General features: G+C 33.6%; 20 protein-coding genes. 13 read left to right on the forward strand and 7 right to left on the reverse strand.

All coding sequences use genetic code 11. The annotated features are described in order from the left end of the window. Positions 1–110 precede the first annotated feature (110 nt). A complete protein-coding gene (locus DFQ09_RS10165) occupies positions 111–473 on the forward strand; it encodes a CoA-binding protein (RefSeq protein ID WP_092469144.1) in 363 nt (120 codons plus the stop codon). Here DFQ09_RS10165 and DFQ09_RS10170 read toward each other — a convergent pair. Next, entirely contained in the window at positions 470–1915 is a 1446-nt protein-coding gene (locus DFQ09_RS10170) for a sodium:solute symporter (protein WP_115809969.1), read from the reverse strand. The two genes, DFQ09_RS10165 and DFQ09_RS10170, sit on opposite strands and share 4 nt — an antisense overlap. Positions 1916–2083: 168 nt before the next feature. On the opposite strand from DFQ09_RS10170, the gene recR reads away from it, so the two are divergent. The 3 genes from recR (at position 2084) to DFQ09_RS10185 (ending at position 5297) form a co-directional block, all read left to right on the forward strand. Continuing rightward, positions 2084–2701: a recombination mediator RecR gene (gene recR, locus DFQ09_RS10175; protein ID WP_092469149.1), complete on the forward strand. Its 618-nt coding sequence runs from the start codon at positions 2084–2086 to the stop codon at positions 2699–2701. Between the two features lie 7 nt (positions 2702–2708). Beyond that, a complete protein-coding gene (locus tag DFQ09_RS10180; protein ID WP_115809971.1) occupies positions 2709–3809 on the forward strand; it encodes a glycosyltransferase family 2 protein in 1101 nt (366 codons plus the stop codon). A 90-nt stretch (positions 3810–3899) separates the two neighbouring features. Further along, complete coding sequence (locus DFQ09_RS10185) at positions 3900–5297, forward strand: dihydrolipoamide acetyltransferase family protein (protein ID WP_115809973.1); 1398 nt, start codon at positions 3900–3902, stop codon at positions 5295–5297. Between the two features lie 262 nt (positions 5298–5559). Here DFQ09_RS10185 and DFQ09_RS10190 read toward each other — a convergent pair whose 3' ends face one another. Then, positions 5560–7662: a tetratricopeptide repeat-containing hybrid sensor histidine kinase/response regulator gene (locus tag DFQ09_RS10190; protein WP_220347454.1), complete on the reverse strand. Its 2103-nt coding sequence runs from the start codon at positions 7660–7662 to the stop codon at positions 5560–5562. 432 nt (positions 7663–8094) lie between these two features. On the opposite strand from DFQ09_RS10190, the gene DFQ09_RS10195 reads away from it, so the two are divergent. From DFQ09_RS10195 to ftsY, 8 genes are all read left to right on the forward strand, one after another. Beyond that, complete coding sequence (locus tag DFQ09_RS10195) at positions 8095–8871, forward strand: 3'-5' exonuclease (RefSeq protein ID WP_115809977.1); 777 nt, start codon at positions 8095–8097, stop codon at positions 8869–8871. A gap of 31 nt (positions 8872–8902) precedes the next feature. Next, positions 8903–9514 (forward strand): fumarylacetoacetate hydrolase family protein, encoded by a 612-nt coding sequence (locus tag DFQ09_RS10200; protein ID WP_115809979.1) that lies wholly within the window; start codon positions 8903–8905, stop codon positions 9512–9514. After that, positions 9515–9856, forward strand: coding sequence for an Hpt domain-containing protein (locus tag DFQ09_RS10205; RefSeq protein WP_115809981.1), 342 nt, complete (start codon positions 9515–9517; stop codon positions 9854–9856). It abuts the gene before it with no gap. After that, positions 9857–11104, forward strand: a complete 1248-nt coding sequence (locus DFQ09_RS10210; protein WP_115809983.1) for a competence/damage-inducible protein A — start codon at positions 9857–9859, stop codon at positions 11102–11104. Between the two features lie 162 nt (positions 11105–11266). Then, positions 11267–11503 (forward strand): 50S ribosomal protein L28, encoded by a 237-nt coding sequence (gene rpmB, locus DFQ09_RS10215; RefSeq protein WP_040757375.1) that lies wholly within the window; start codon positions 11267–11269, stop codon positions 11501–11503. A gap of 27 nt (positions 11504–11530) precedes the next feature. Further along, entirely contained in the window at positions 11531–11713 is a 183-nt protein-coding gene (gene rpmG, locus DFQ09_RS10220) for a 50S ribosomal protein L33 (RefSeq protein ID WP_020896723.1), read from the forward strand. Positions 11714–11719: 6 nt separating this feature from the next. After that, positions 11720–11872, forward strand: coding sequence for a DUF4295 domain-containing protein (locus DFQ09_RS10225; RefSeq protein WP_008271041.1), 153 nt, complete (start codon positions 11720–11722; stop codon positions 11870–11872). 186 nt (positions 11873–12058) lie between these two features. Beyond that, a complete protein-coding gene (ftsY, locus tag DFQ09_RS10230) occupies positions 12059–13033 on the forward strand; it encodes a signal recognition particle-docking protein FtsY (RefSeq protein WP_115809985.1) in 975 nt (324 codons plus the stop codon). Between the two features lie 398 nt (positions 13034–13431). Here ftsY and DFQ09_RS10240 read toward each other — a convergent pair whose 3' ends face one another. Beyond that, positions 13432–14508, reverse strand: a complete 1077-nt coding sequence (locus DFQ09_RS10240) for a serine hydrolase domain-containing protein (protein WP_115810361.1) — start codon at positions 14506–14508, stop codon at positions 13432–13434. Positions 14509–14618: 110 nt separating this feature from the next. Here DFQ09_RS10240 and rimO point away from each other — a divergent pair, with 110 nt between their 5' ends. After that, a complete protein-coding gene (rimO, locus tag DFQ09_RS10245) occupies positions 14619–15920 on the forward strand; it encodes a 30S ribosomal protein S12 methylthiotransferase RimO (protein WP_115809989.1) in 1302 nt (433 codons plus the stop codon). Between the two features lie 148 nt (positions 15921–16068). On the opposite strand, the gene DFQ09_RS10250 is transcribed toward rimO, so the two are convergent. The 4 genes from DFQ09_RS10250 to DFQ09_RS10265 form a co-directional block, all read right to left on the reverse strand. Beyond that, entirely contained in the window at positions 16069–16911 is an 843-nt protein-coding gene (locus tag DFQ09_RS10250; RefSeq protein WP_115809991.1) for an aldo/keto reductase, read from the reverse strand. A gap of 114 nt (positions 16912–17025) precedes the next feature. Continuing rightward, positions 17026–18027 (reverse strand): alpha/beta fold hydrolase, encoded by a 1002-nt coding sequence (locus tag DFQ09_RS10255; RefSeq protein WP_115809993.1) that lies wholly within the window; start codon positions 18025–18027, stop codon positions 17026–17028. A 43-nt stretch (positions 18028–18070) separates the two neighbouring features. Further along, the gene (locus tag DFQ09_RS10260) at positions 18071–20329 is read right to left on the reverse strand and encodes a TonB-dependent receptor family protein (protein WP_245940345.1); all 2259 of its coding nucleotides are present in this window, start codon (positions 20327–20329) and stop codon (positions 18071–18073) included. 73 nt (positions 20330–20402) lie between these two features. Then, positions 20403–21698: a PQQ-dependent sugar dehydrogenase gene (locus tag DFQ09_RS10265; RefSeq protein WP_115809997.1), complete on the reverse strand. Its 1296-nt coding sequence runs from the start codon at positions 21696–21698 to the stop codon at positions 20403–20405. Between the last annotated feature and the right edge of the window lie 66 nt (positions 21699–21764).

Below are 21764 nucleotides of genomic sequence, written 5' to 3' on the forward strand. Positions count from 1 at the left end.
ATTGAAATTTTGGTTATTTTTTTTGATTGATTTAACAGTTTGTTTAACAATAGACGACTATATTTAGGTTGTGTTACTCTAAAAAGTTTACTTAACATTATTTTAACATTATGAACAAAACAACATTAGTTATCGGAGCATCTCTAAAACCAGAGCGCTATTCTAACATTGCCATAAAACGATTAAGACGTTATAATCATGAAGTGAAAGCCTTTGGATTAAAAACAGGAAAAGTTGAAGATGTATCTATTGATACAGAGTTAATGCCATATAATGGAATAGATACCGTGACATTGTATCTTAATCCGCAACGTCAAAAGCCGTATTACGATTACATTATTGGTTTAAAACCAGAACGTATTATCTTTAATCCGGGAACAGAAAACCCGGAATTTTACAATATTTTAGAACAGCATAATATTGATTATGAAGTTGCTTGTACTTTAGTATTACTGAGCACCGGACAATATTAAGCCTTCTTTTTTATAAGAAGTAAACCTAGAAACATTAATAGACCATTGTAGATTAATATTTCGAATCCGATTTCGTGACCATTAAATAATTCTTTAGAATATAGATTTAAGATATATGAAAGAAGTGGAGCCGCAATAGCGATAATCCACACTAATTTATCTTTAATTTGAAATTTGGTAATTAAGCCAAAAGCAAATAATCCTAATAACGGTCCGTAGGTATAACCCGCTGCTTTAAAGAGTTCCCAAATTACAGATACATCTGTAAAAATGATATCGAATAATAAGATGACGAGAACAAGTACAGCACTAAAGCCAATATGAACACGTTTTCTTAAGCCTCTTCGTTTGGCTTCGGGTTTGTTTTCAATATCTAAAATATCGAAACAAAATGATGTGGTTAACGATGTTAAAGCAGAATCAGCACTAGAATAAGCCGCAGCAATTAAGCCGAGTAAAAAGAAAGCTGAGGTTACAATTCCTATTTCAGGAAGCATTGCAATAGTAGGGAATAGATCATCTTTAGACGCTGTAATTCCGTTTTTAGCCGCGTACTGTGTTAACATCAAACCAAGGACAAGGAAAAGGATATTTACAAAAACAAGAACAATACTAAAGGTTATCATGTTCTTCTGAGCGTCTTTTAAATTACGACAGGTTAAGTTTTTTTGCATCATATCTTGGTCTAAGCCTGTCATGGTGATGGTGATAAAAATTCCAGATAAAAAGCTCTTCCAAAAATATTGAGAATCATTACCATCTTCAAAGAAGAAGACTTTGCTAAGGTTGCTTTCTTTGGTATAAGTGATAATGTCTCCAATACCATTCAAGTCTAAAGCAGATGCTAAAAAGACAATCGTTACGATTACAGAAACTAACATAAATAAGGTCTGAAGCGTGTCTGTGAAAATAATAGTTTTTATACCTCCTCTAAAGGTGTAAAGCCAAATTAAGGCAATGGTAATTATTACGGTTATTGCGAATGGAATATCAAACAGATCAAAAACTAAAAGTTGTAAAACTTTAGCAACTAAAAATAAACGAAACGACGCACCAACAGTTCTAGAAATTAAAAAAGCGATAGATCCTGTTTTATAACTGACAATACCAAAACGGTCTTTTAAATACGTATAGATTGAGGTGAGGTTGAGCCTATAATAGAGCGGTAAGAGGACGTAAGCAATTATTAAATACCCAAAAAAGTAACCAAAAACAACCTGCAGATATCCAAATTGTTTGGCTTCAATAGCACCAGGAACTGAGATGAAAGTCACCCCAGACAATGAAGCTCCAATCATTCCAAAAGCGACCAAATACCATGGGGCAGATTTGTTAGCCTTAAAAAAAGCGGCATTAGAATCTTCTTTTCCAGTGAAATAAGAGATTAAAATTAGCAATCCAAAATAACATACAATTAATAATAGTATTGCTGTTGGAGACATGATGTATAAGTTTTAATAATATTTACGAAAAATAGTGTATTTGAAAAAAAGGACTGCGTTAAAGTAGAAATAATTATGAAAAACTTATTTAGATATTCAGGATTTAACTTTAAATAGACTTTTAAAACAACGCCTTTTTTATGTTCAAAAATCTTTACCTTCGCGCCTATGGAATTTTCATCAAAACTCTTAGAAAACGCAGTTAACGAAATGTCGCAATTACCAGGTATTGGTAAGCGAACGGCATTGCGTTTAGTGTTACATATGTTACGACAACCAGAAAATCAAACCTTTCAATTAGCTAATGCGTTAACGAAGGTGAGAGCAGAAATTAATTTTTGTAAATCGTGCCATAATATTAGCGATACGGTGTTGTGCGAAATATGTTCAAACCCAAAACGTAATAGTGAATTAATTTGTGTTGTTGAAGATATTAGAGATGTTATGGCTGTAGAAAATACAAGCTCATTTAAAGGTCTGTATCATGTTTTAGGAGGAAAAATATCTCCAATGGATGGTATTGGACCTCAAGATTTGAATATAACAACTTTAGTCGAAAAAGTAAAAACAGGTGAAGTAAAAGAATTAATTTTTGCTATGAGTCCAACGATGGAAGGAGATACAACTAACTTTTATATCTTCAGGCAAATTCAAGATTATAATGTAGCAACATCAACTATTGCAAGAGGAGTAGCTGCTGGTAATGAATTAGAATATACGGACGAAATTACTTTAGGCCGCAGTATTATAGATCGTGTGCCTTTTGAAGCATCCTTAAAATCTTAATGATATATTGAAGCTATCTGTCATCATATTAAATTATAATGTACGCTATTTTTTAGAATTATGTCTAAAAAGTGTGGAAGCTGCCATTGCTGATATTGATGCAGAAATTATAGTGATAGATAACAACTCCCCTGATGATAGTTGTGCTATGGTGAAGGAATTATTTCCTTCTGTGAAATTGATTGAAAACAAAGATAATTCAGGATTTTCTAAAGGTAATAATATAGGAGTTGCGCAAGCTAAAGGAGAATATTTATGTATTCTTAATCCGGATACGATTGTCGCAGAAGATACGTTCACAAAACTTATTAAGTTTACTGACGGTAAAGATAATCTCGGAATTGTAGGTTGTCAACTTATAGATGGTAAAGGTAATTTTCTACCAGAAAGTAAACGTAATGTGCCTACACCAAAGGTGTCCTTAAAAAAAGTATTAGGTAGCACTAATGATTATTATGCCAATCATATTGAAACCGAAAGTACAGGCAAAGTAGATATTTTAGTCGGAGCTTTTATGTGGCTGAAAAAAGACGTGTACGACGCTGTTGGTGGTTTTGATGAAGACTATTTTATGTACGGAGAAGATATCGATTTGTCTTATAAAGTGGTTAAGGCAGGTTATGATAATTTCTACTTTGGAGAAACGACTGTAATTCACTTTAAAGGAGAAAGCACTCTAAAAGATTCGAAGTACGCAAAACGGTTTTACGGTGCCATGCAAATATTCTACAAAAAGCATTTTAAGCAGAATCTATTATTTAATGCTGTGGTTTGGGTAGGTATTAAAATGGCACATTTTTTACGGAAGAATACCGTTGAGGTAAAAATAAAGTCAAATCAATCCTATTTATATTCAGTTGATTTTGACCCAATTTTGGTAGAACAATTACCAAATCCAACCCACATTGAAAATACAATACAAGATAATATTGAGAATAACAGTCTAATCGTTTATGATTTTAAAATGTTGATTTCAAGCATTGTAATTGCAGATATGAAACAAAAATCGAAGCAAGAAAATATTGTTTTTAGATTTCTTTTAAAAAATAGTAAATTTATCCTCGGAAGTGATAGCGCTACCAATAGAGGGGAAGTGCTTCACTTCTAGAATGTATTTGTTGAATAAAAACCAATAAAACATCTATTTTTTTAGTAATTTTGCACGCGATTAGCAAATAACGACCTACAAATTAAAGATATGGCAAATTTTGAACTTAAGTTACCTAAAATGGGAGAGAGTGTTGCAGAAGCAACTATAACCTCATGGCTTAAAGATGTTGGAGATACTATTGAAGCAGATGAAGCAGTTTTAGAGATTGCAACAGATAAAGTAGATAGTGAAGTGCCGAGTGAAGTGGATGGCGTTTTAATTGAAAAATTATTTAACGTTGATGATGTTGTACAAGTTGGGCAAACTATAGCAGTTATAGAAACAGAAGGGGGAGGAACGGTAGACGTAAAAGCTCCTGCTGCTAAACCAGAGCCTACTGCAGAACCAGTAGCACCAAAAGTAGTTGCCGAAGTTGCACAAACTGTTGTAGCTGCAAAAGCATCTGTAGAACCTTTGGTCTCTACTGAAGATCGATTTTATTCTCCACTAGTAAAAAATATAGCAAAGCAAGAAGGCATTTCTCAAACCGAATTAGATACTATTTCTGGTACAGGGAAAGATGGGCGCGTTACTAAAAACGATATTAAAGCGTATTTAGAATCTCGTAGTTCTGCTCCAACTGCTGTTCAGAAATCAGAACCTATTTCTGCAACGAAATCTGAAGACACGAAGACATTAGACGCTGAGCGTAGTAAAAATTCAATTGAAGCTCCTAAGAAGGATATTGCTCCGGCTCAAGAAAAACCAAATGCGGATAAGTCAATTGCAGTTTCTGGAGGTGATGAGGTTATTGAAATGACCAGAATGGGGAAACTCATTTCAAAATATATGGTAGATTCAGTACAAACTTCAGCACACGTGCAGTCGTTTATAGAGGCTGATGTCACTAATATTTGGAACTGGAGAAAGAAAGTTAAAGATGGCTTTATGAAGCGTGAAGGTGAAAATCTAACCTTTACTCCAATCTTTATGGAGGCGATCACTAAAGCTTTAAAAGATTTCCCGATGATGAATATTTCTGTTCAAGGAGATAAAATCATTAAAAAGAAAGCGATTAATGTTGGTATGGCAGCAGCCCTACCAGATGGTAATTTAATTGTACCAGTCATAAAAAATGCTGATCAGTTAAATTTATTTGGCATGGTAAAACGTGTTAACGATTTAGCGAATAGAGCACGTTTAGGAAAATTAGATCCAGACGATATACAAGGAGGAACCTATACTGTTACTAATGTTGGTACATTTGGTAGCATCATGGGAACACCAATTATTAATCAACCACAAGTTGGTATTTTAGCTTTAGGAGCTATTAGAAAAACACCTGCAGTAATAGAGGGGCCAGAAGGAGATTATATTGGTATTCGTTTTAAAATGTACTTGTCACATTCTTATGACCACAGAGTGGTTAATGGAGCACTTGGAGGTCAGTTTGTAAAAGCTGTTAAAGATTATTTAGAAGGTTGGGATAGTGACAGAGAGATATAATGAATTCTAAAAAACTAATTGATAGTAAAACAAAAGCGAAACTTATGGAAGTAGGTGAAGTTGTGTTGTATTGGGTGGGAGGAATTTTACTTATATCAATAGGTTCAGTTATTCTTTATTATCTAGTAGTGTTAGTTTTACATTTTATAACCTAAGAGATATAAAAATATATATAAAAAAGCACAGTTTTAAACTGTGCTTTTTTTGTTTTTTACAAGCAACTCTTTATAGCGCTCAGAACATCTGTTTTTTATGTTGTAACTTATAAAGGTTTAGTAATAAGATTTGTAGCAAGTGTCTTTATAAATTCGTTAACCTTATACGGTTTTACAATAGAATCATCAAACTGTGCGCTTTTAAAACGATCATCTTGTTCGTCTTGTGTTACGGCTGTTAATGCAATGACAATGACGGGTTTTTGAAGTTCTCGGATTTTTTTAGTCGCTTCTATACCATCCATAATAGGCATGTGAACATCCATCAATACTAAGTCGTAATCCGTTAGCATAATTTTATCAATACCTTCCTGACCGTTAGTGGCAACTTCTACTACAATATCATGACTTTCCAATGTTTTTTTAGTCACCATAAGGTTAATTCTGTTATCATCTACAACTAATATCTTTTTACCGCGAAGCATTTCAATTGAAACAGTATCTTCAATCTCTTCATTGGCATGCTTCTTTTTTGTAGTTCCAAAAGTGATCTCAAAGAAGAAATTTGAGCCTTCGTCAACTACGCTTTCTAGTTGTATGTTAGACTTCATATCTATGAGTAATTTTTGTACAATAGTAAGTCCTAAGCCAGAGCCTTGAAAATCACCTTTGTGTTTAAGTTGTCCAAATTCCTCAAAGATTTTTTGTTGGTCGGCTATAGGAATTCCTTGACCGTTGTCCTTAACTTCAAACTTTAGCTTTAAGTCATTTTTTTTAAGGTCTAATAAACTAACAACGAGCTCTACTTTTCCGTTAGTTGTAAATTTTAATGCATTACCCAATAAATTGATGAGGACTTGAGACATTTTAGTTTGATCTCCATTGATCCATTTAGGAATATTAGGGTTTAGCGTTATAACTAAATCATTATTAGTTTGTCTCGTTAAGTATTCTAATGATTCTTTAATATTATTTAAAAAATCTTTAAGGTGAAAAGCTTTTGATTCAAATTTGATTTTCTCATCAGAATCCATCTTGTTTAAGGTCAGTACATCATTTACAAGGTTTAGTAAATAGTCTGCTGAAAATTTTAGGGACTGCAATTCTGTTTTATGAGATTTTAGATTACTGTCGTTATTAAGAACAGTGCTTAAGCCGATAATTCCATATAAAGGTGTACGCAATTCATGGCTCATTGTAGATAGGAAACGAGATTTAGCCTCTGCTAATTTTTCGGATTCTAGTTTAGCTTCCAGGTATTCTTTATTTTTTATTTTTAATTCATTGTTAAGTTTTCTTCTGTTTTTTGTCACCTTTAAAAGGTAGAATAAAAGACCTAAGAGTACTAAGAAGACAACAGCACTAAAGATTAATAATTTTCTCTGAGTCTCTGATTTTTCGACTATTAATTCATTTCTGAGGGCTTCGGTTTTTAATTCTTCCTGTATTTTAGCATTTTTAAGAGAGGTGATAAGGTTGTCAGCCGATTTTTTAATTTCTAATTTGCTTTGCTCTAAAAAAAGGCTATCTTTTAGTTTGCCTATATCATAGGCTTTTTGGTAATTACCTTTAAAGGCAAGGCATTCAATATAACCGTTATAAGCTTTCTTTAGTACGTCTAGGTTATTCGTTTCTTTTGATAAAAGAATGGCTTGTTTATATAGGTCTATAGCTAAATCATAATCGTTAATTCTATAAGCATAATCGGCTTTGTATAAATTAAGACCAGCGTGTCCTATCTTAAAGTCTTTAGGAATATGCAACTCTGCAGTATCGAGATATGGCTTCGCTTCTTTATGTTGATTATAATGATCAAAATATATTTGAGCTATATTATGATTTAGGAAGAAAAGAGCAAGATTATTATTATCCTCCTTTGCCACTGGTATTCCTTCCTTAAAAGAATTTATGGCTTTATCTGGCTTTCCAAAAGCATAATAGATATTACCTAGATCTATATGAGAACCCACAAGAGAAGTATTGTCATTTAGCTTTTTAGCTAATTGAATGTTTTTTCGAGCATACTCAAGTGATTTTATGGAGTCGTTTAAGTTGAGATAGGAATTTGCTAAGAAGCTACGAATTTTACTAATCTCATTATTTAGCTTATTGTCCTTTGCTATTTTAAGTATGTCATTTGCTTTAAGAATAACAGAACTGTAATCCTCTTTATAGTAATCAGCGATCATCAGTTCTTTAACTGAGTCCAAGTAAATTTTGGTTTCAGAATCTTCACGGTTTATAGAGCTGTTGAGCGAGCTTTCTTTTTTTTGTGCATGAAGGCCACATACTTGAAAAGTGAGAATTAGGGCAAATAAGAATGTTCGCATATTAATCGATAAAGGATAGTAATAGCTGTCAAAGTACTTATTTTTTATATAAAACCTATCATTTTAATCTCTAATATTATGGAGGCCACAGCGCTAGTTAATGTAAAATAAGCTTTAAAATGAGCTGCAAGTTAGGTTTTAGAGTGGCAACCATAGTATTACCGTAGTTTTTAAAAATTATGATATTAATATTTAGCTTTCAATAGTTTGCTGAAACTATAGGCATAGCTTATTAATCTAATTACAGCTTTTTCATCCCAATCAAGGCTATTCTAGTTATTCTAATTATCTTTGATTCTCAAAACTAAAACAATGCAACTCAACCTCACAAAACCTATCTGCTTTTTCGATTTAGAAACTACAGGTATTAATATTTCAAAAGATAGAATCGTAGAAATTTCAATTCTTAAAGTTCATCCAGATGGTAAGGAAGAATCTAAAACGTGGGTTGTAAATCCTGAAATGCCAATTCCTGCAGAGGTAACAGCAATTCACGGCATTTCGGATGCCGATGTTGTTGGCAAACCAACATTTAAAGAATTGTCTAAGGAAATTTATAACTTAATTAAGGACTCAGATTTAGGTGGCTTCAATTCTAATCGTTTCGATATTCCGTTGTTGGCAGAAGAAATGCTAAGAGCAGAAGTAGATTTTGACATGAAGAATACACAATCCGTTGATGTACAGACTATTTTTCATAAAATGGAGCAGCGTACTTTAGTGGCGGCTTATAAGTTTTATTGTGATAAAGACTTAAGTGATGCACATAGTGCAGAAGCAGATACAAAGGCTACTTACGAAGTTTTAAAAGCACAATTAGACCGTTACGAAGATTTAGAAAACGACACCAAGTTTTTAGCAGAGTTTAGTTCTCGTAAAAAATTCGCAGATTTCGCAGGTTTCTTAATCTTTAATAAAGAAGGTGAAGAGTGTTTTTCATTCGGAAAGCATAAAGGGAAACGCGTCTTAGACGTTTTAGAGAAAGAACCAGGCTATTTTGGTTGGTTATTAAACGCTGATTTTCCATTATATACGAAGAAGGTTTTGACGGCTATTAAGCTTAGTCAATTTAATAATAAGTTAAGCTAACAGCCAAAAGCTAAAAACCAACAGCTAACCAATGAAACTAATCTGCATAGGTCGCAACTACACCGACCACATTAAAGAGCTCGACAACGAAAAACCAACAGATCCTGTGGTGTTTTTAAAACCAGATACATCGATTTTACTGAAGAAACAACCGTTTTTTATTCCAGATTTTTCAGATGATGTACATCATGAAGTTGAGGTTTTAGTGAAAATCAATAAAGTTGGAAAGCATATCGATAAGAAATTTGCACATAAATATTACGATGAAATCGGACTCGGAATAGACTTTACAGCACGAGATCTTCAAGCGCAATTAAAAGCAAAAGGCTTACCGTGGGAAAAAGCTAAAGCCTTTGATGGTGCTGCGGTTATTGGTAAATGGTTGCCAAAATCTAAATTTCAAAATCTAAATAATATTAATTTTAGTTTAAAGAAGAATGAAGAGATTGTTCAGTCTGGAAACACAGAACTGATGCTTTGGAAAATTGATGAACTTATAGAATATGTGTCAAAATATTTCACTTTAAAAATTGGAGACATTATATTTACGGGCACACCAGCAGGAGTTGGAAAAGTTTTTGCAGAAGATCAATTAAAAGGATATCTTGGGGACGTGGAAATGTTTTCAATTAAAATTAAATAAATGTCACAACATTATCAATTACACCGTGTACGAGAAATGGCTGAGGGAGACGAAGATTTCGTTGCAGCTTTAGCGGCCGCTTTTATAGAAGAAGTGCCAGAAGATGCAGAACGTTTAAGAATAGCAGTACCAGCAAAAGATTATAAAGAAGTTTATCAAGCTGCTCATAAAATGAAGCCTACTATAGATTTGTTTGAGCTTGGTGTTTTAGATACGCTGATCGAAGTACAAGATTGGGGAAAGTTGGAACAATCGGACAAAAATGTAGATCAACAACTTATAGAGGTTTTAACCGCAGTAGATAATGCTGTTAATGAGATTAAAGCCGATTTCGGACTCTAAATGCAAGCAGAAATTATTACTATTGGCGATGAGATTCTCATTGGCCAGATTGTAGATACAAATTCGGCATTTTTAGGTAAGGAGTTGAATAAATTTGGGATTTCAATCTATCAGATTACATCAATTCAAGATGATAAAGCGCATATTCTTAAAGCTTTAAAGGAAGCTGAAGAAAATGCAGATATCATTATTATTACAGGTGGTTTAGGACCAACAAAAGATGATATTACTAAGCACACCATTTGCGAATACTTTAATGATACCTTAATAGAAGATAAGGCTGTTCTAACTAATGTAGAGCAGATTTTTTCAAAATATAGTGCAGCACCACTTTTAGAAGTTAATAAACAACAAGCTTTAGTGCCTTCTAAAGCCACGGTTCTTATGAATCACAATGGTACAGCACCAGGTATGTGGTTAGAGAAAAATGGTAAAGTATTTGTGTCACTGCCAGGAGTGCCTTTTGAGATGAAAGCTTTAATTACAGAGCAAGTCATTCCGAAGTTAATAGGGAAGTTTAAGTTTCCATATATAATGCACAAAACCCTCTTAACCTATGGTCTTGGCGAAAGTGCATTGGCAGAACGAATTGCAACATGGGAAGATCATTTACCCAATTTTATAAAATTAGCATATCTACCAAGTTTAGGTCGCGTGCGCATACGGTTATCTGCAAAAGCTTTTGATAAAGTAATGGTGGATGCCGAATTACACAACCAAATTAATTTGCTGTTACCACAAATTAAAGATGTTTTTATCGGTTACGAAGAAGATGAATCTATTGAAGCGGTAATAGGTAAGCAATTAACTGAAATGGGAAGAACTTTAGCTGTCGCAGAAAGTTGTACCGGAGGAAGAATTGCAAAATCATTTACAGAAAATGCAGGTGCGTCTGCTTATTTTAAAGGTGGTGTTGTGACTTATGCTTCAGAATCTAAAGTGAAAATTTTAGACGTTTCAGAAGACGATATAAAAAATCATTCTGTGGTGAGTAAGCAAGTTGCTGAGACCATGGCTAAGAATGTCAGATTATTATTTGATAGCGATTATGCTATTAGTACCACTGGTAATGCAGGACCGTTGAAAGGAGATTCGGATGTAGAAGTAGGAACTGTTTGGATTGCTATTGCTTCAAAAGATGACGTTTACTCTGAAGTTTTTAACTTCGGAAATCTTCGCGAGAAGGTAATTGTAAGAGCTTCAAATAAAGCTTTTGAAATGCTTCAGAAATTTTTTTTGAAAAAGTAGAGTTTTATGTTTGCTGAAACCTAAAGTTTTACTAAATTTGCACCCTGTTTAAAATATCCATGTTCGGATTTTAGATTCTTATTGAGATTAATTTGAGGTAATTCCTTTAAATACAATAAGAGTTAGCAGAATAATAAATTATAGACCTAAAGAAAGAAAACAATGTCAAGAGTTTGTGAACTTACTGGGAAGAAAGCGATGGTTGGGAACAATGTTTCTCACGCAATGAATAAAACGAAACGCAAGTTTGATGCAAACTTGATCAAAAAACGTTTTTATATTCCTGAAGAAGATAAGTGGGTAACATTAAAAGTTTCTACATCAGCATTAAAGACTATCAATAAAATTGGTATCGAAGCGATGTTAAAAGAAGCTAAAGCAAAAGGATTTTATAAATAATAGCGTTTACGCTTAAGTCAATTTACAATGGCAAAAAGAGGAAATAGAATACAAGTTATCTTAGAGTGCACAGAGCACAAAACTTCTGGTCAACCAGGAACATCAAGATATATTACAACAAAAAATAAGAAGAACACGCCAGATCGTATGGAGATTAAGAAATTTAATCCTATCCTTAAGCGTATGACTGTTCATAAAGAGATAAAATAAGATACCATGGCAAAGAAATCAGTAGCGTCTTTACAGACAGGATCAAAACGTTTGACAAAAGCTATAAAAATGGTGAAATCACCAAAAACTGGAGCATACATGTTCGTAGAATCAGTAATGGCACCAGAATTTGTCAATGACTTTTTAAACAAAAAGTAATCTTTATCTATATAGAGATTAACAGAACTGCTTTCATTTGAAAGCAGTTTTTTTATGTTTATATTTGAAAAACATCTGACATATTAACAGTAAATTGTTATAGGCAAGGTTGTTGCAATGTAATAATTGTAAATAATACTGTCACACTGAGCTTATCGAAGTGCGATTAATAACCTAACTACAAAAATGAGTTTTTTTAAAAAAATATTCTCTTCCGAAAAGAAAGAAACTTTAGATAAAGGCTTAGAGAAATCTAAATCTTCTTTTTTCAATAAATTAAATAAAGCCGTTGCCGGTAAATCTAAAGTCGATGATGACGTTTTAGATAATCTTGAAGAAATCCTAGTCACCAGTGATGTAGGTGTTAATACCACATTAAAAGTGATTACACGTATTGAAGAACGGGTAGCAAAAGATAAATACCTAGGTACTTCTGAATTAAATAAGATTCTACGTGAAGAAATAGCAGCGCTATTATCTGAAACCAAGTCTGGCGAAGAAACCGAATATACCATTCCTGAATTACCAAAACAAGCAGATGGTTCTAAAACACCATACGTTCTTATGGTTGTTGGCGTGAATGGAGTTGGTAAAACAACAACAATTGGGAAATTAGCTTATCAGTTTAAGAAGAAGGGTCTAAAGGTTGTTCTTGGAGCAGCAGATACGTTTAGAGCCGCAGCTATAGATCAATTACAAGTGTGGGCAGATCGTGTAGATGTACCAATGATACGACAAGAAATGGGATCTGATCCTGCTTCTGTAGCGTTTGATGCCTTACAGTCAGGTGTCAATCAAAATGCAGATGTTATTATTATTGATACTGCAGGTCGTTTGCACAACAAAGTGAACTTAATGAATGAGTTGACTAAAGTAAAACGTGTCATGCAAAAAGTGGTTGGTGATGCACCTCACGATGTATTATTAGTTTTAGATGGTTCAACAGGTCAAAATGCTTTTGAACAGGCCAAACAATTTACAGCAGCTACCGAAGTAACATCGTTAGCTGTGACCAAATTAGACGGTACAGCAAAAGGAGGAGTTGTCATCGGAATTAGTGATCAATTTCAAATTCCTGTAAAATATATTGGAGTAGGTGAGGGTATTGAAGATTTGCAAGTATTTAATAAATATGAGTTTGTAGATTCGTTTTTTAAATAAATTCTTTTCATACCAGAATACTCCAGAAATAGTAAACTTAAGTATGTCTTAATATATATGGCATTACATTTTAAGAATTATAGAATTTTAAAGCCGATTACAATAATTTCACTATTGTAGTATTCGGCTTTTATGTTTTTTAAACATGCAGTGTCGTTAATGTTGGTATATATTACACCACAAAGTCCTTTGCTTCCAAAACAATTGAAGGCTTATGCGGCCTTTCCGTTGTTTTTTATTTTAGTATTTTTCGGTATACTGAGTGCTTTCGGTATTCAAAGTTTATGGTTTAAACGGTATAATGTTAAATATGTTTATGCTACGTTTGGATTGTTATTTTTGTTTTACATTTTTCAGTGGCAGATCTATCAGTGTATGATGCGTTTTAATCCTTATAGCTAATTAATTAATGCGTTAATCTTCAACCAAAGCGCGTTATCAAAATTTGAAAGTGCAAAATTATCATCGTCTGCAGATTGTCCCATCCTAACGACAACAAGCTTTTTACTAGGAACCACATATATTTTTTGATCATTTTTTCCTAAAGCAGCATACATGTCATTTGGTGCATCTGGAATAAGTTGACCTGGAAATTCAACCTGAGTTTGTGGTAAATGGTAAGATGATTTTCCATTTAGCCACCATAAATAACCATAAGCATCATTAATGGATTGAGAGGTGGTTGTTGCCTGCCTAAAATAATTTTCACTAACAATCTGCTGGTCTTCCCATTTGCCATGTGCATAAGCCAATAATCCAAATCTGGCCATGCTTCTTGTATGACTTCCATAAACTTGTAAGCCATTAATAGTAAGCCAACCACCATTCATACCTATGGGTGCTTTTAGTTTAGTGTTAAAGTAAGTATTCCAAGTTTGATTGGAAGCTTCAGAAACGACATTTTGTAGTTTTACATAGACGTTATGATATGCCCAACGTGTGCCAGCATCAGCGATATATTGTAAATTGTTAGGTGACACATCATCACCTAAGCTGTCATCTAAGCCAGAAGTCATTGATAATAAATGTTTGCAAGTAATTAAATTTTCTTTTTCTAATGAAGTGTTAGTCCAACCAGTTCCTAAATAATCAGAGACTTTGTTGTTTATATTTATAAGACCTTCGTCTTGTGCAATTCCTGCAACCGTAGAGGTTAAAGTTTTACCAGCACTCGCCCAATACCAAAGTGTTGAACTCGTATGGCCATTGAAATACTGTTCTTCAACAATTTTACCATTGTAAAGCATCATAAAACTTTTGGTATGCTTCTCTTCAAGAAAGTCTAATAAAGGTTGTAATTCATTAGTATTCCAGTTTAATTCGGAAATGGATGTTGTTTCCCAGGTATCAGAATTTATCGGAGGAAAGTAAATGGCTTCATGTTCTGGTTCTTCAGATGTAGAACCATCATTAGTAGAACACGAAAAATTAAAGAAAAAACATAACATTAATATAGCTATAGGTCTTGCTTTCATCATTTTATTTAAAAATAAGACTATAAAAATAGGAAAAAGTTTAATCTCGTTAAGCAGCAATCGATTATCGTAAATCATTCCGTATCTTTGCAAACTGATTTACAAAAAGCATGAGAACTAAAAGCACAAAAAAGAATAGAATCAACGTCATTACACTAGGTTGTAGTAAAAATGTTTACGATAGTGAAGTGTTAATGGGGCAACTTAAAGCAAGCGGAAAGGACGTGGTCCATGAGCAAGAAGGTAATGTTGTGGTTATAAATACTTGTGGGTTTATTAATAATGCTAAAGAAGAAAGTGTGAACACCATTTTGGAGTACATGCAAAAAAAGGAAGATGGTGAAGTTGATAAAGTGTTTGTTACAGGTTGCTTAAGTGAGCGCTACAAACCAGACTTAGAAAAGGAAATTCCAAATGTAGATCAGTATTTCGGAACTACAGAATTACCTGGCTTATTAAAAGCATTAGGTGCAGATTATAAACATGAATTGATAGGGGAACGTTTAACAACAACCCCAAAGAATTATGCTTATCTTAAAATTGCTGAAGGTTGTGACCGACCGTGTAGTTTTTGTGCCATTCCAATTATGCGAGGAAAGCATAAAAGTACACCGATTGAAAACTTAGTAACAGAGGCTGAAAAATTAGCAGCTAATGGCGTTAAGGAATTGATTCTTATTGCACAAGATTTAACGTATTACGGTTTAGATATTTATAAAAAACGAAACCTAGCTGAGTTATTAGAAAACCTAGTAAAGGTTGAAGGTATCGAGTGGATTCGCTTGCACTATGCATTTCCAACAGGTTTCCCGATGGATGTTTTAGACATTATGAAGCGCGAACCTAAAATTTGTAATTATTTAGATATTCCGTTACAGCATATTTCTGATGACTTATTAAAATCTATGCGTCGTGGAACGACCAAAGCAAAGACGACTAAATTGATTCATGATTTTAGAGCCATTGTTCCTGAAATGACGATTAGAACAACACTTATTGTTGGGTATCCTGGAGAAACAGAAGCACATTTTCAAGAACTTAAAAAATGGGTTTCAGAAATGCGTTTTGAACGTTTAGGATGTTTTACCTATTCTCATGAAGAAAATACACACGCCTATAATTTAGAAGATGATGTTCCGGAAGAGGTGAAAATGGAACGTGTTAACGAGATTATGGAAATTCAATCTCAAATCTCTTGGGAATTAAATCAAGCCAAAATAGGACAGGAATTTAGAGTCGTTATTGACCGAAAAGAAGGGAATTATTTTGTAGGACGTACAGAATATGATTCACCAGATGTTGATAATGAAGTGCGCATTGATGCTACTAAAACGTATTTAAAGACAGGTGAGTTTGCAACAATTAAAGTTACCGAAGCAGAAGATTTTGATCTTTATGGTGAAGTGATTTAATCATAACTATTTTTATGCACTACTATAATAGTGCTCTAAGTTTTTTATGATGGTACAAGTTCTAGTGATGTAGCTTGTACCATCATTTGTAAAATGCAAGCGCTGTTTCTAGCAGTGTTTTCGCTTTTAAAAGGCTTGTAATTAGAAATTAGATTCTGTCTGGCCAAGCATTTGGGTGCTCTCCACTAAATCCAAATTCAGATAGTTCATTTATTTGATTCATTTCGTCATAAGATAACTCAAAATCAAATAGGTTTATATTCTCTTCAATGCGCTCTTTTGTAATTGATTTAGGAATTACAATTACATCATGTTGGATGATCCAGCGAAGGCAAACCTTTGCAACCGACGTATAATGCGTTTTTGCGATTTCTTTTAAGCGTTCATTTTCAAAAACTTTTCCTCTTGCTAATGGCGACCAAGATTCAACTGCAATGTTTTGCTTTTTACAATAGTCAACTAAGTCGCGTTGCCAGTAACCAGGATGAAATTCTATTTGATTAACAGCTGGTTTTACTTTAGCTGTTTTAAACAAGGCTTCAAGGTGTTCTTCAAAAAAATTACTTACACCTATAGATTTTATTTTGCCCTCGGCTTGTAATTCTTCCATAGCTCTCCAAGCATCAGCATTGGCTTTTTGCCAATTATCATAATTTTTGGCATTTGCAGGCCAATGAATGAGATATAAGTCTATATAATCTAATCCCAATTTTTTAAGGGATTTTTCAAATTCTTCTTTAGCCATGTCATAACCTAAGTTGTCTCGCCATAATTTGGTTGTCACCAAAATTTCTTCTCTTGGAACTCCACTCGCTTTAATGCCTTTTCCTACGGCTTCTTCATTGTTATAAGCGGCAGCGGTGTCTATTAATCTATAACCGTTTAAAAGGGCATGTTTAACAGATTCAATTCCTTCTTGCTCTTTAGCTTTAAAGGTTCCAAAGCCTACAATCGGCATTGTATTTCCATTATTTAAAATTATATTTTTCATACTTCAATATAGTATTAATTGTAGATGTTTTCTTTAAGAGGAAGACTGTCATAATAGAATTTTGATGTGTATTATTCTTCCGAGACAATTTTCCTTATTCAATTTAGAAAAATGTTATTGTTTTAAAAAATCAATTAATGGTTCTATAAAACTTTCAAACTTTTCTATGTGAGGTAAATGTCCAACGTTTTCTATTTCTACCAATTTTGCATTAGGAATTTTCTTCTGGGTTTGTTTTCCTAATACATCATATAATCCCATGGTCTTTTTTAAATCTTCAGAAACAAGTCCTTTACCCAAAGCTGTTCTGTCTCTAGTACCAATAATTAAAAGTGTTGGTGCAGTAATATTTTCAAATTCGTAAACAACAGGCTGTGTAAAAATCATGTCGTAGGTTAACGCTGCATTCCATGCTATGGTTTTATAATCTGAATTTAATGTCCAGCCAGCTAATAGGTTTACCCATTGGTCGTATTCAGGCTTCCATTTATTGTCGTAATAATTTTCTAATTGGTATTTTTTAATGCCTTCATAAGATTTTTTTAATTCATTTTTATACCACCATTCTACAGGTTTGTAAGGCACTTTTAGTTTCCAATCCTCCAGCCCTATGGGATTTTCTAAAATGAATTTTTCAACAGTTCCTGGATACATTAAAGCAAAACGTGTGGCGAGCATGCCACCCATGGAATGTCCCAAAATGGCAGTTTTCTTAATATTTAAAGTATCGAGAAGGGTTTTGGTGTTTTGTGCGAGTTGCTGAAACGTATAATGAAAATGCTCTGGTTTAGACGATTTTCCGAACCCAACTTGATCTGGTACAATAACACGAAACCCTTCTTTAGTTAGCGCTTGGATAGTCGTTTTCCAATAGGCACCATTAAAATTTTTTCCATGAAGCAACACTATGTTTTTTCCGTTATAATTATCAGGTTTTACATCCATATACACCATTTTTAATTCTTGCTCTTGTATGGTCAACTCTAACTTAGAGACAGCATATGGATAGTTGTAATTTGCCAATTCAATATCTAACCATTGTAAACTATCTGTTTGTGCCTTTGTAATTTGAAAGACGAATAAAAGTGTCAATCCTATTATTAAATTCTTTTTCATGATGTGATTTTGTATTAATTGTGTTTTATTCCATGCTTATAGGTCAAATAGAGTATGCAATCTTAATGCCACTAAACCAATTTCTCGGCATTCCAGGATAATAATAACGTGGTTCTGAATTGCCAAATCCAACGGCATTAATTAATACGGATGAAGCATACTGTTTATCTGTAAAATTATTAACACCTATATTAATTTCAATATCGAAGTCTTTCGTAATTGAATTCTTGTAAGATAATTTGGTGTTGAAAACGGTATATGCATCCGAAGATAAAGTGTTAGCATCGTTTAATGGCATATCTCCAATATGGATAAAATTAGTGTTTAAGTTAAAATTTTTAAAGCCTAACTGAAGACCTCCATTTATTTTCACCTTAGGAACACCTGTTAATTGATGGTCTGAATAATCAGTTTGGTCATCAACGAAATCTATAAAGCGATGGTCTGTAATTTCGGCATTTATATAGGGGGAAAGTAAAAATCCATTACTAAATTTTTGTGTATAAGAGGCAGACAACTCAATACCTTTATGTTCTGTTTTACCTGCATTACGACCAATATATTGATCATCTCCAACACGGTCAGCCACCAATAAATTGTCAATATCGAGTAGGTAAGCTGAAAGCTGAAATTTTAATTTTCTATCTAATAAAAACAGTTCACTTCCAATTTCGTAATTAAAACCAGTTTCTGGTCCTAAGTCAGGATTGATCACTCCTTCTGGTGTTAATGTTTCTTCTATAGAAGGGTAATTGAACCCACGGCTGACGTTTACATAAATAGTTGTATTTGGTGTAAATTGATATAAAACGTTTAAATTTGGAGCAAGTATAGGGTCAAAATCACGATCTGCATTTTTATTATTCTCACCAGTATTAAAGTCATCTTTAAACTTATAATTGGTCGTGTTGAAATTCACACCCAATTGCGCTTTTAGTTTTTCGGTAATAGGCAGCGTTACCGTTGCAAATGCATTCAGAGTGTTTCTATTCTCTATATTATCACTGAGTAATTGGCCTTCTAAACTTCCATTATTCGCATTGCTGTCATAAAGATTTTCAATGGTTTTCCAGTTGTACTGATCGCTATAAATTTCGGCACCAAAACTAAGATTTGCTTTATGGTTTAAGAATTTAAAATCTTTTGCGAAAAGTGTTCTGGCACCATAACCATTCGTATATTCATCTAAAATATTAAAAGGACGTGGTTCATAATGATCGAGATAACTATAGAAAATGGATGTGGTATTACTAAAATTATTAGTAAAGCGATGTGTGTAATTAAGTCCAATTAAGACCTGCTTGTTATCTTCAAAACCTTGTGCAGCATTCCATGTAAAAGCTGCTTGCGAAGGGTCTTCATTAAAGGCAGTTTTGCTTATAGAACTTGGTATTTGAGCAAAATAATCTGTGTAATTTATTAAAAGTCCAATGTCATTTTTAGCGTCAAAAGTATAGTTAGACGTTAATAAAAGTGCTTTTCTATTATAATTACTGTTTTCGCGAAATCCATCTGATTTTAAATGATCATAATTAAGATTTAGAGCTAATTTATCATTGGTAGTAGCAACAGAAATATTGTTTTTTATCAAACCGTAACTTCCAACAGTAAGATTGCTTTTAAAATAAGTTTCACCTTCTAAAGCTTGTTTAGAATTGAGTAATAAGGTACCTCCTAAATTTGTACCATATTGAGAGGCTTTAGGGCCTTTTACAATTTCCAAATTACCAATATCTTCAGGGTCAAAAGCATCAATAGCCGTTTCTCCTATACCGTTTGTTATCGGTATGCCGTTAAAATAAGCACGAATTTTGTTGGTACCATAAAGTGTTCGCGATCCGACACCGCGAATAACTATTCTATTGGTATTTATGGCGCCACTTTGAATATAAACTCCAGGTGTTTCGTTAATAGCCGAAGTTAAATCTATCGGACTGAATTCCTCAAATTTCTCTGACGAAATTTTTGCTGTAGGAATAATAACCTGACTTTCTTTTTGATAGGTTGAAGAGATGAGGACTTCTTCAAGATCTAAACTGGTTTCTAATGCTGTAAGCTCGAATACACTGTTATCTTTAGAATACCGAACCGTTCTTATATAATAATTGGGATGTTTTAATTTTATGGTTATTGGCAATTCAAGCGTTTGTGAAAGGGTAAATATACCTTGAGCATCGGTTTTAGAAATCAGCTCATTTTCTATAAAAACAGACACATCTGATAGTGGTGTACCCAGCGCATCTTGAACTTTACCTTGGCTGTTTTGAGCGTTTAAAGGCATAATAAAGGCGGTTATAATCATAACCGCCAAGGTTTTAAAAGGTGTAAACTTCATGTATACTGTTGTGAGGATTGGTATTTATAAAACTATAATATTAATTCTTATAACTTACTTTCCAAATGGTATTCCCAGAATCATCATTAACCAATAGGTCACCAGATGGAGTAACAGCTACACAAACTGGTCGTCCGTATACATCAGTCTCACTATCTTCAGCTATAAATCCTGTTAGAAAATCTTGAGGTTTCCCAGTAGGTTTACCATTTTCAAATGGTATAAAAACAACACGATACCCTGAAAGTACTGAACGGTTCCAAGACCCATGTTGCCCAACAAATAATCCATTCTTATATTTAGAAGGGAAATTGCCTTCATCGTAAAAGGTGAGTCCTAATGACGCGGTATGAGGTCCTACAGACACATCTGGTATAATTGATTTTGCGACAAGATCTGGTGCTTCACCTTCTAAGCGTGGGTCTTCAATATTTCCAAAATAAGAATAAGGCCAGCCGTAAAAGCCTCCTTCCTTAACGCTTGTAACATAGTCAGGTACAAGATTATCACCAAGCTTATCACGCTCATTTACTGCTGTCCATAGTTCTCCGTTTACCGGATTCCAATCCATTCCTACAGGATTTCTAAGACCGCTAGCGTAAATTTTTTCATTCGCCCCATTTAAATCAACTTCTATAATATTAGCACGACGGATTTCTTCTTCCATTCCGTATTCTCCGACATTACTTGCCGAACCTACCGAAATATAAATTTTATCTTGTGCTTTATTGGTAATAATATTCCGTGTCCAATGGTTATTATAACCACCAGCAGGAAGCGTTACTATTTTTTTGCCTTCAGATGGTTTAAGAGCTGTTTGCCCTTCCTTGTATGGATATTTATAAAGTCCGTCCGTATTTGCGACATAAAAATAATCACCAATAATTAACATGCCTAAGGGTTGTTTTAGGTCTTCAAGAAAAGTGTCTCTAAGTTCAATTGTACCATCGTTGTCTTTATCTCTAAGAATTGTAATAAGACCTGCACTATTCTTGGTGTTGGCTTCACAAACAAACAAATCTCCATTGGGTGCTATATACGTCCATCGTGGGTTTTTAAATCCATCTGCTAATTTAGTAACCGTAAATCCTTCTGGAGCGACTGGCATTTTACCTTCTGGCCAATCTGCCATGCTATTTTGTTTTCTTACCGACTCTGTTGCGTAAGGTTTTGGTAGAATTAATTCTCCTATAGCTGTTTGCACCGTATCTGCCGGCTCTTGAGATATCATTTCTTTTTCATCTTCAGATACTTTCATTTTCTTTTCTCTTTCCGTTTTACAAGATTGTAAAGAGACCATTATAAGAAGTATTATAAATGTAGTTTGTAGTTTCATAACGTTTGTTTTCGGTTTGTTCAAAAGTAAAGTATTCCCTATATTTTTTTAACTCATTTGAAATAC

It is taken from the genome of Winogradskyella pacifica, assembly GCF_003386275.1.
GTDB lineage: Bacteria > Bacteroidota > Bacteroidia > Flavobacteriales > Flavobacteriaceae > Winogradskyella > Winogradskyella pacifica.

Bases quoted from the DNA above. Each gene is read 5' to 3' on its own strand.
- DFQ09_RS10165 (WP_092469144.1), top strand. From the start codon at position 111: ATGAACAAAACAACATTAGTTATCGGAGCATCTCTAAAACCAGAGCGC.
- DFQ09_RS10170 (WP_115809969.1), bottom strand. From the start codon at position 1,915: ATGTCTCCAACAGCAATACTATTATTAATTGTATGTTATTTTGGATTG.
- recR (WP_092469149.1), top strand. From the start codon at position 2,084: ATGGAATTTTCATCAAAACTCTTAGAAAACGCAGTTAACGAAATGTCG.
- DFQ09_RS10185 (WP_115809973.1), top strand. From the start codon at position 3,900: ATGGCAAATTTTGAACTTAAGTTACCTAAAATGGGAGAGAGTGTTGCA.
- DFQ09_RS10195 (WP_115809977.1), top strand. From the start codon at position 8,095: ATGCAACTCAACCTCACAAAACCTATCTGCTTTTTCGATTTAGAAACT.
- DFQ09_RS10200 (WP_115809979.1), top strand. From the start codon at position 8,903: ATGAAACTAATCTGCATAGGTCGCAACTACACCGACCACATTAAAGAG.
- DFQ09_RS10205 (WP_115809981.1), top strand. From the start codon at position 9,515: ATGTCACAACATTATCAATTACACCGTGTACGAGAAATGGCTGAGGGA.
- DFQ09_RS10210 (WP_115809983.1), top strand. From the start codon at position 9,857: ATGCAAGCAGAAATTATTACTATTGGCGATGAGATTCTCATTGGCCAG.
- rpmB (WP_040757375.1), top strand. From the start codon at position 11,267: ATGTCAAGAGTTTGTGAACTTACTGGGAAGAAAGCGATGGTTGGGAAC.
- rpmG (WP_020896723.1), top strand. From the start codon at position 11,531: ATGGCAAAAAGAGGAAATAGAATACAAGTTATCTTAGAGTGCACAGAG.
- DFQ09_RS10225 (WP_008271041.1), top strand. From the start codon at position 11,720: ATGGCAAAGAAATCAGTAGCGTCTTTACAGACAGGATCAAAACGTTTG.
- ftsY (WP_115809985.1), top strand. From the start codon at position 12,059: ATGAGTTTTTTTAAAAAAATATTCTCTTCCGAAAAGAAAGAAACTTTA.
- DFQ09_RS10240 (WP_115810361.1), bottom strand. From the start codon at position 14,508: ATGAAAGCAAGACCTATAGCTATATTAATGTTATGTTTTTTCTTTAAT.
- rimO (WP_115809989.1), top strand. From the start codon at position 14,619: ATGAGAACTAAAAGCACAAAAAAGAATAGAATCAACGTCATTACACTA.
- DFQ09_RS10250 (WP_115809991.1), bottom strand. From the start codon at position 16,911: ATGAAAAATATAATTTTAAATAATGGAAATACAATGCCGATTGTAGGC.
- DFQ09_RS10255 (WP_115809993.1), bottom strand. From the start codon at position 18,027: ATGAAAAAGAATTTAATAATAGGATTGACACTTTTATTCGTCTTTCAA.
- DFQ09_RS10260 (WP_245940345.1), bottom strand. From the start codon at position 20,329: ATGATTATAACCGCCTTTATTATGCCTTTAAACGCTCAAAACAGCCAA.
- DFQ09_RS10265 (WP_115809997.1), bottom strand. From the start codon at position 21,698: ATGAAACTACAAACTACATTTATAATACTTCTTATAATGGTCTCTTTA.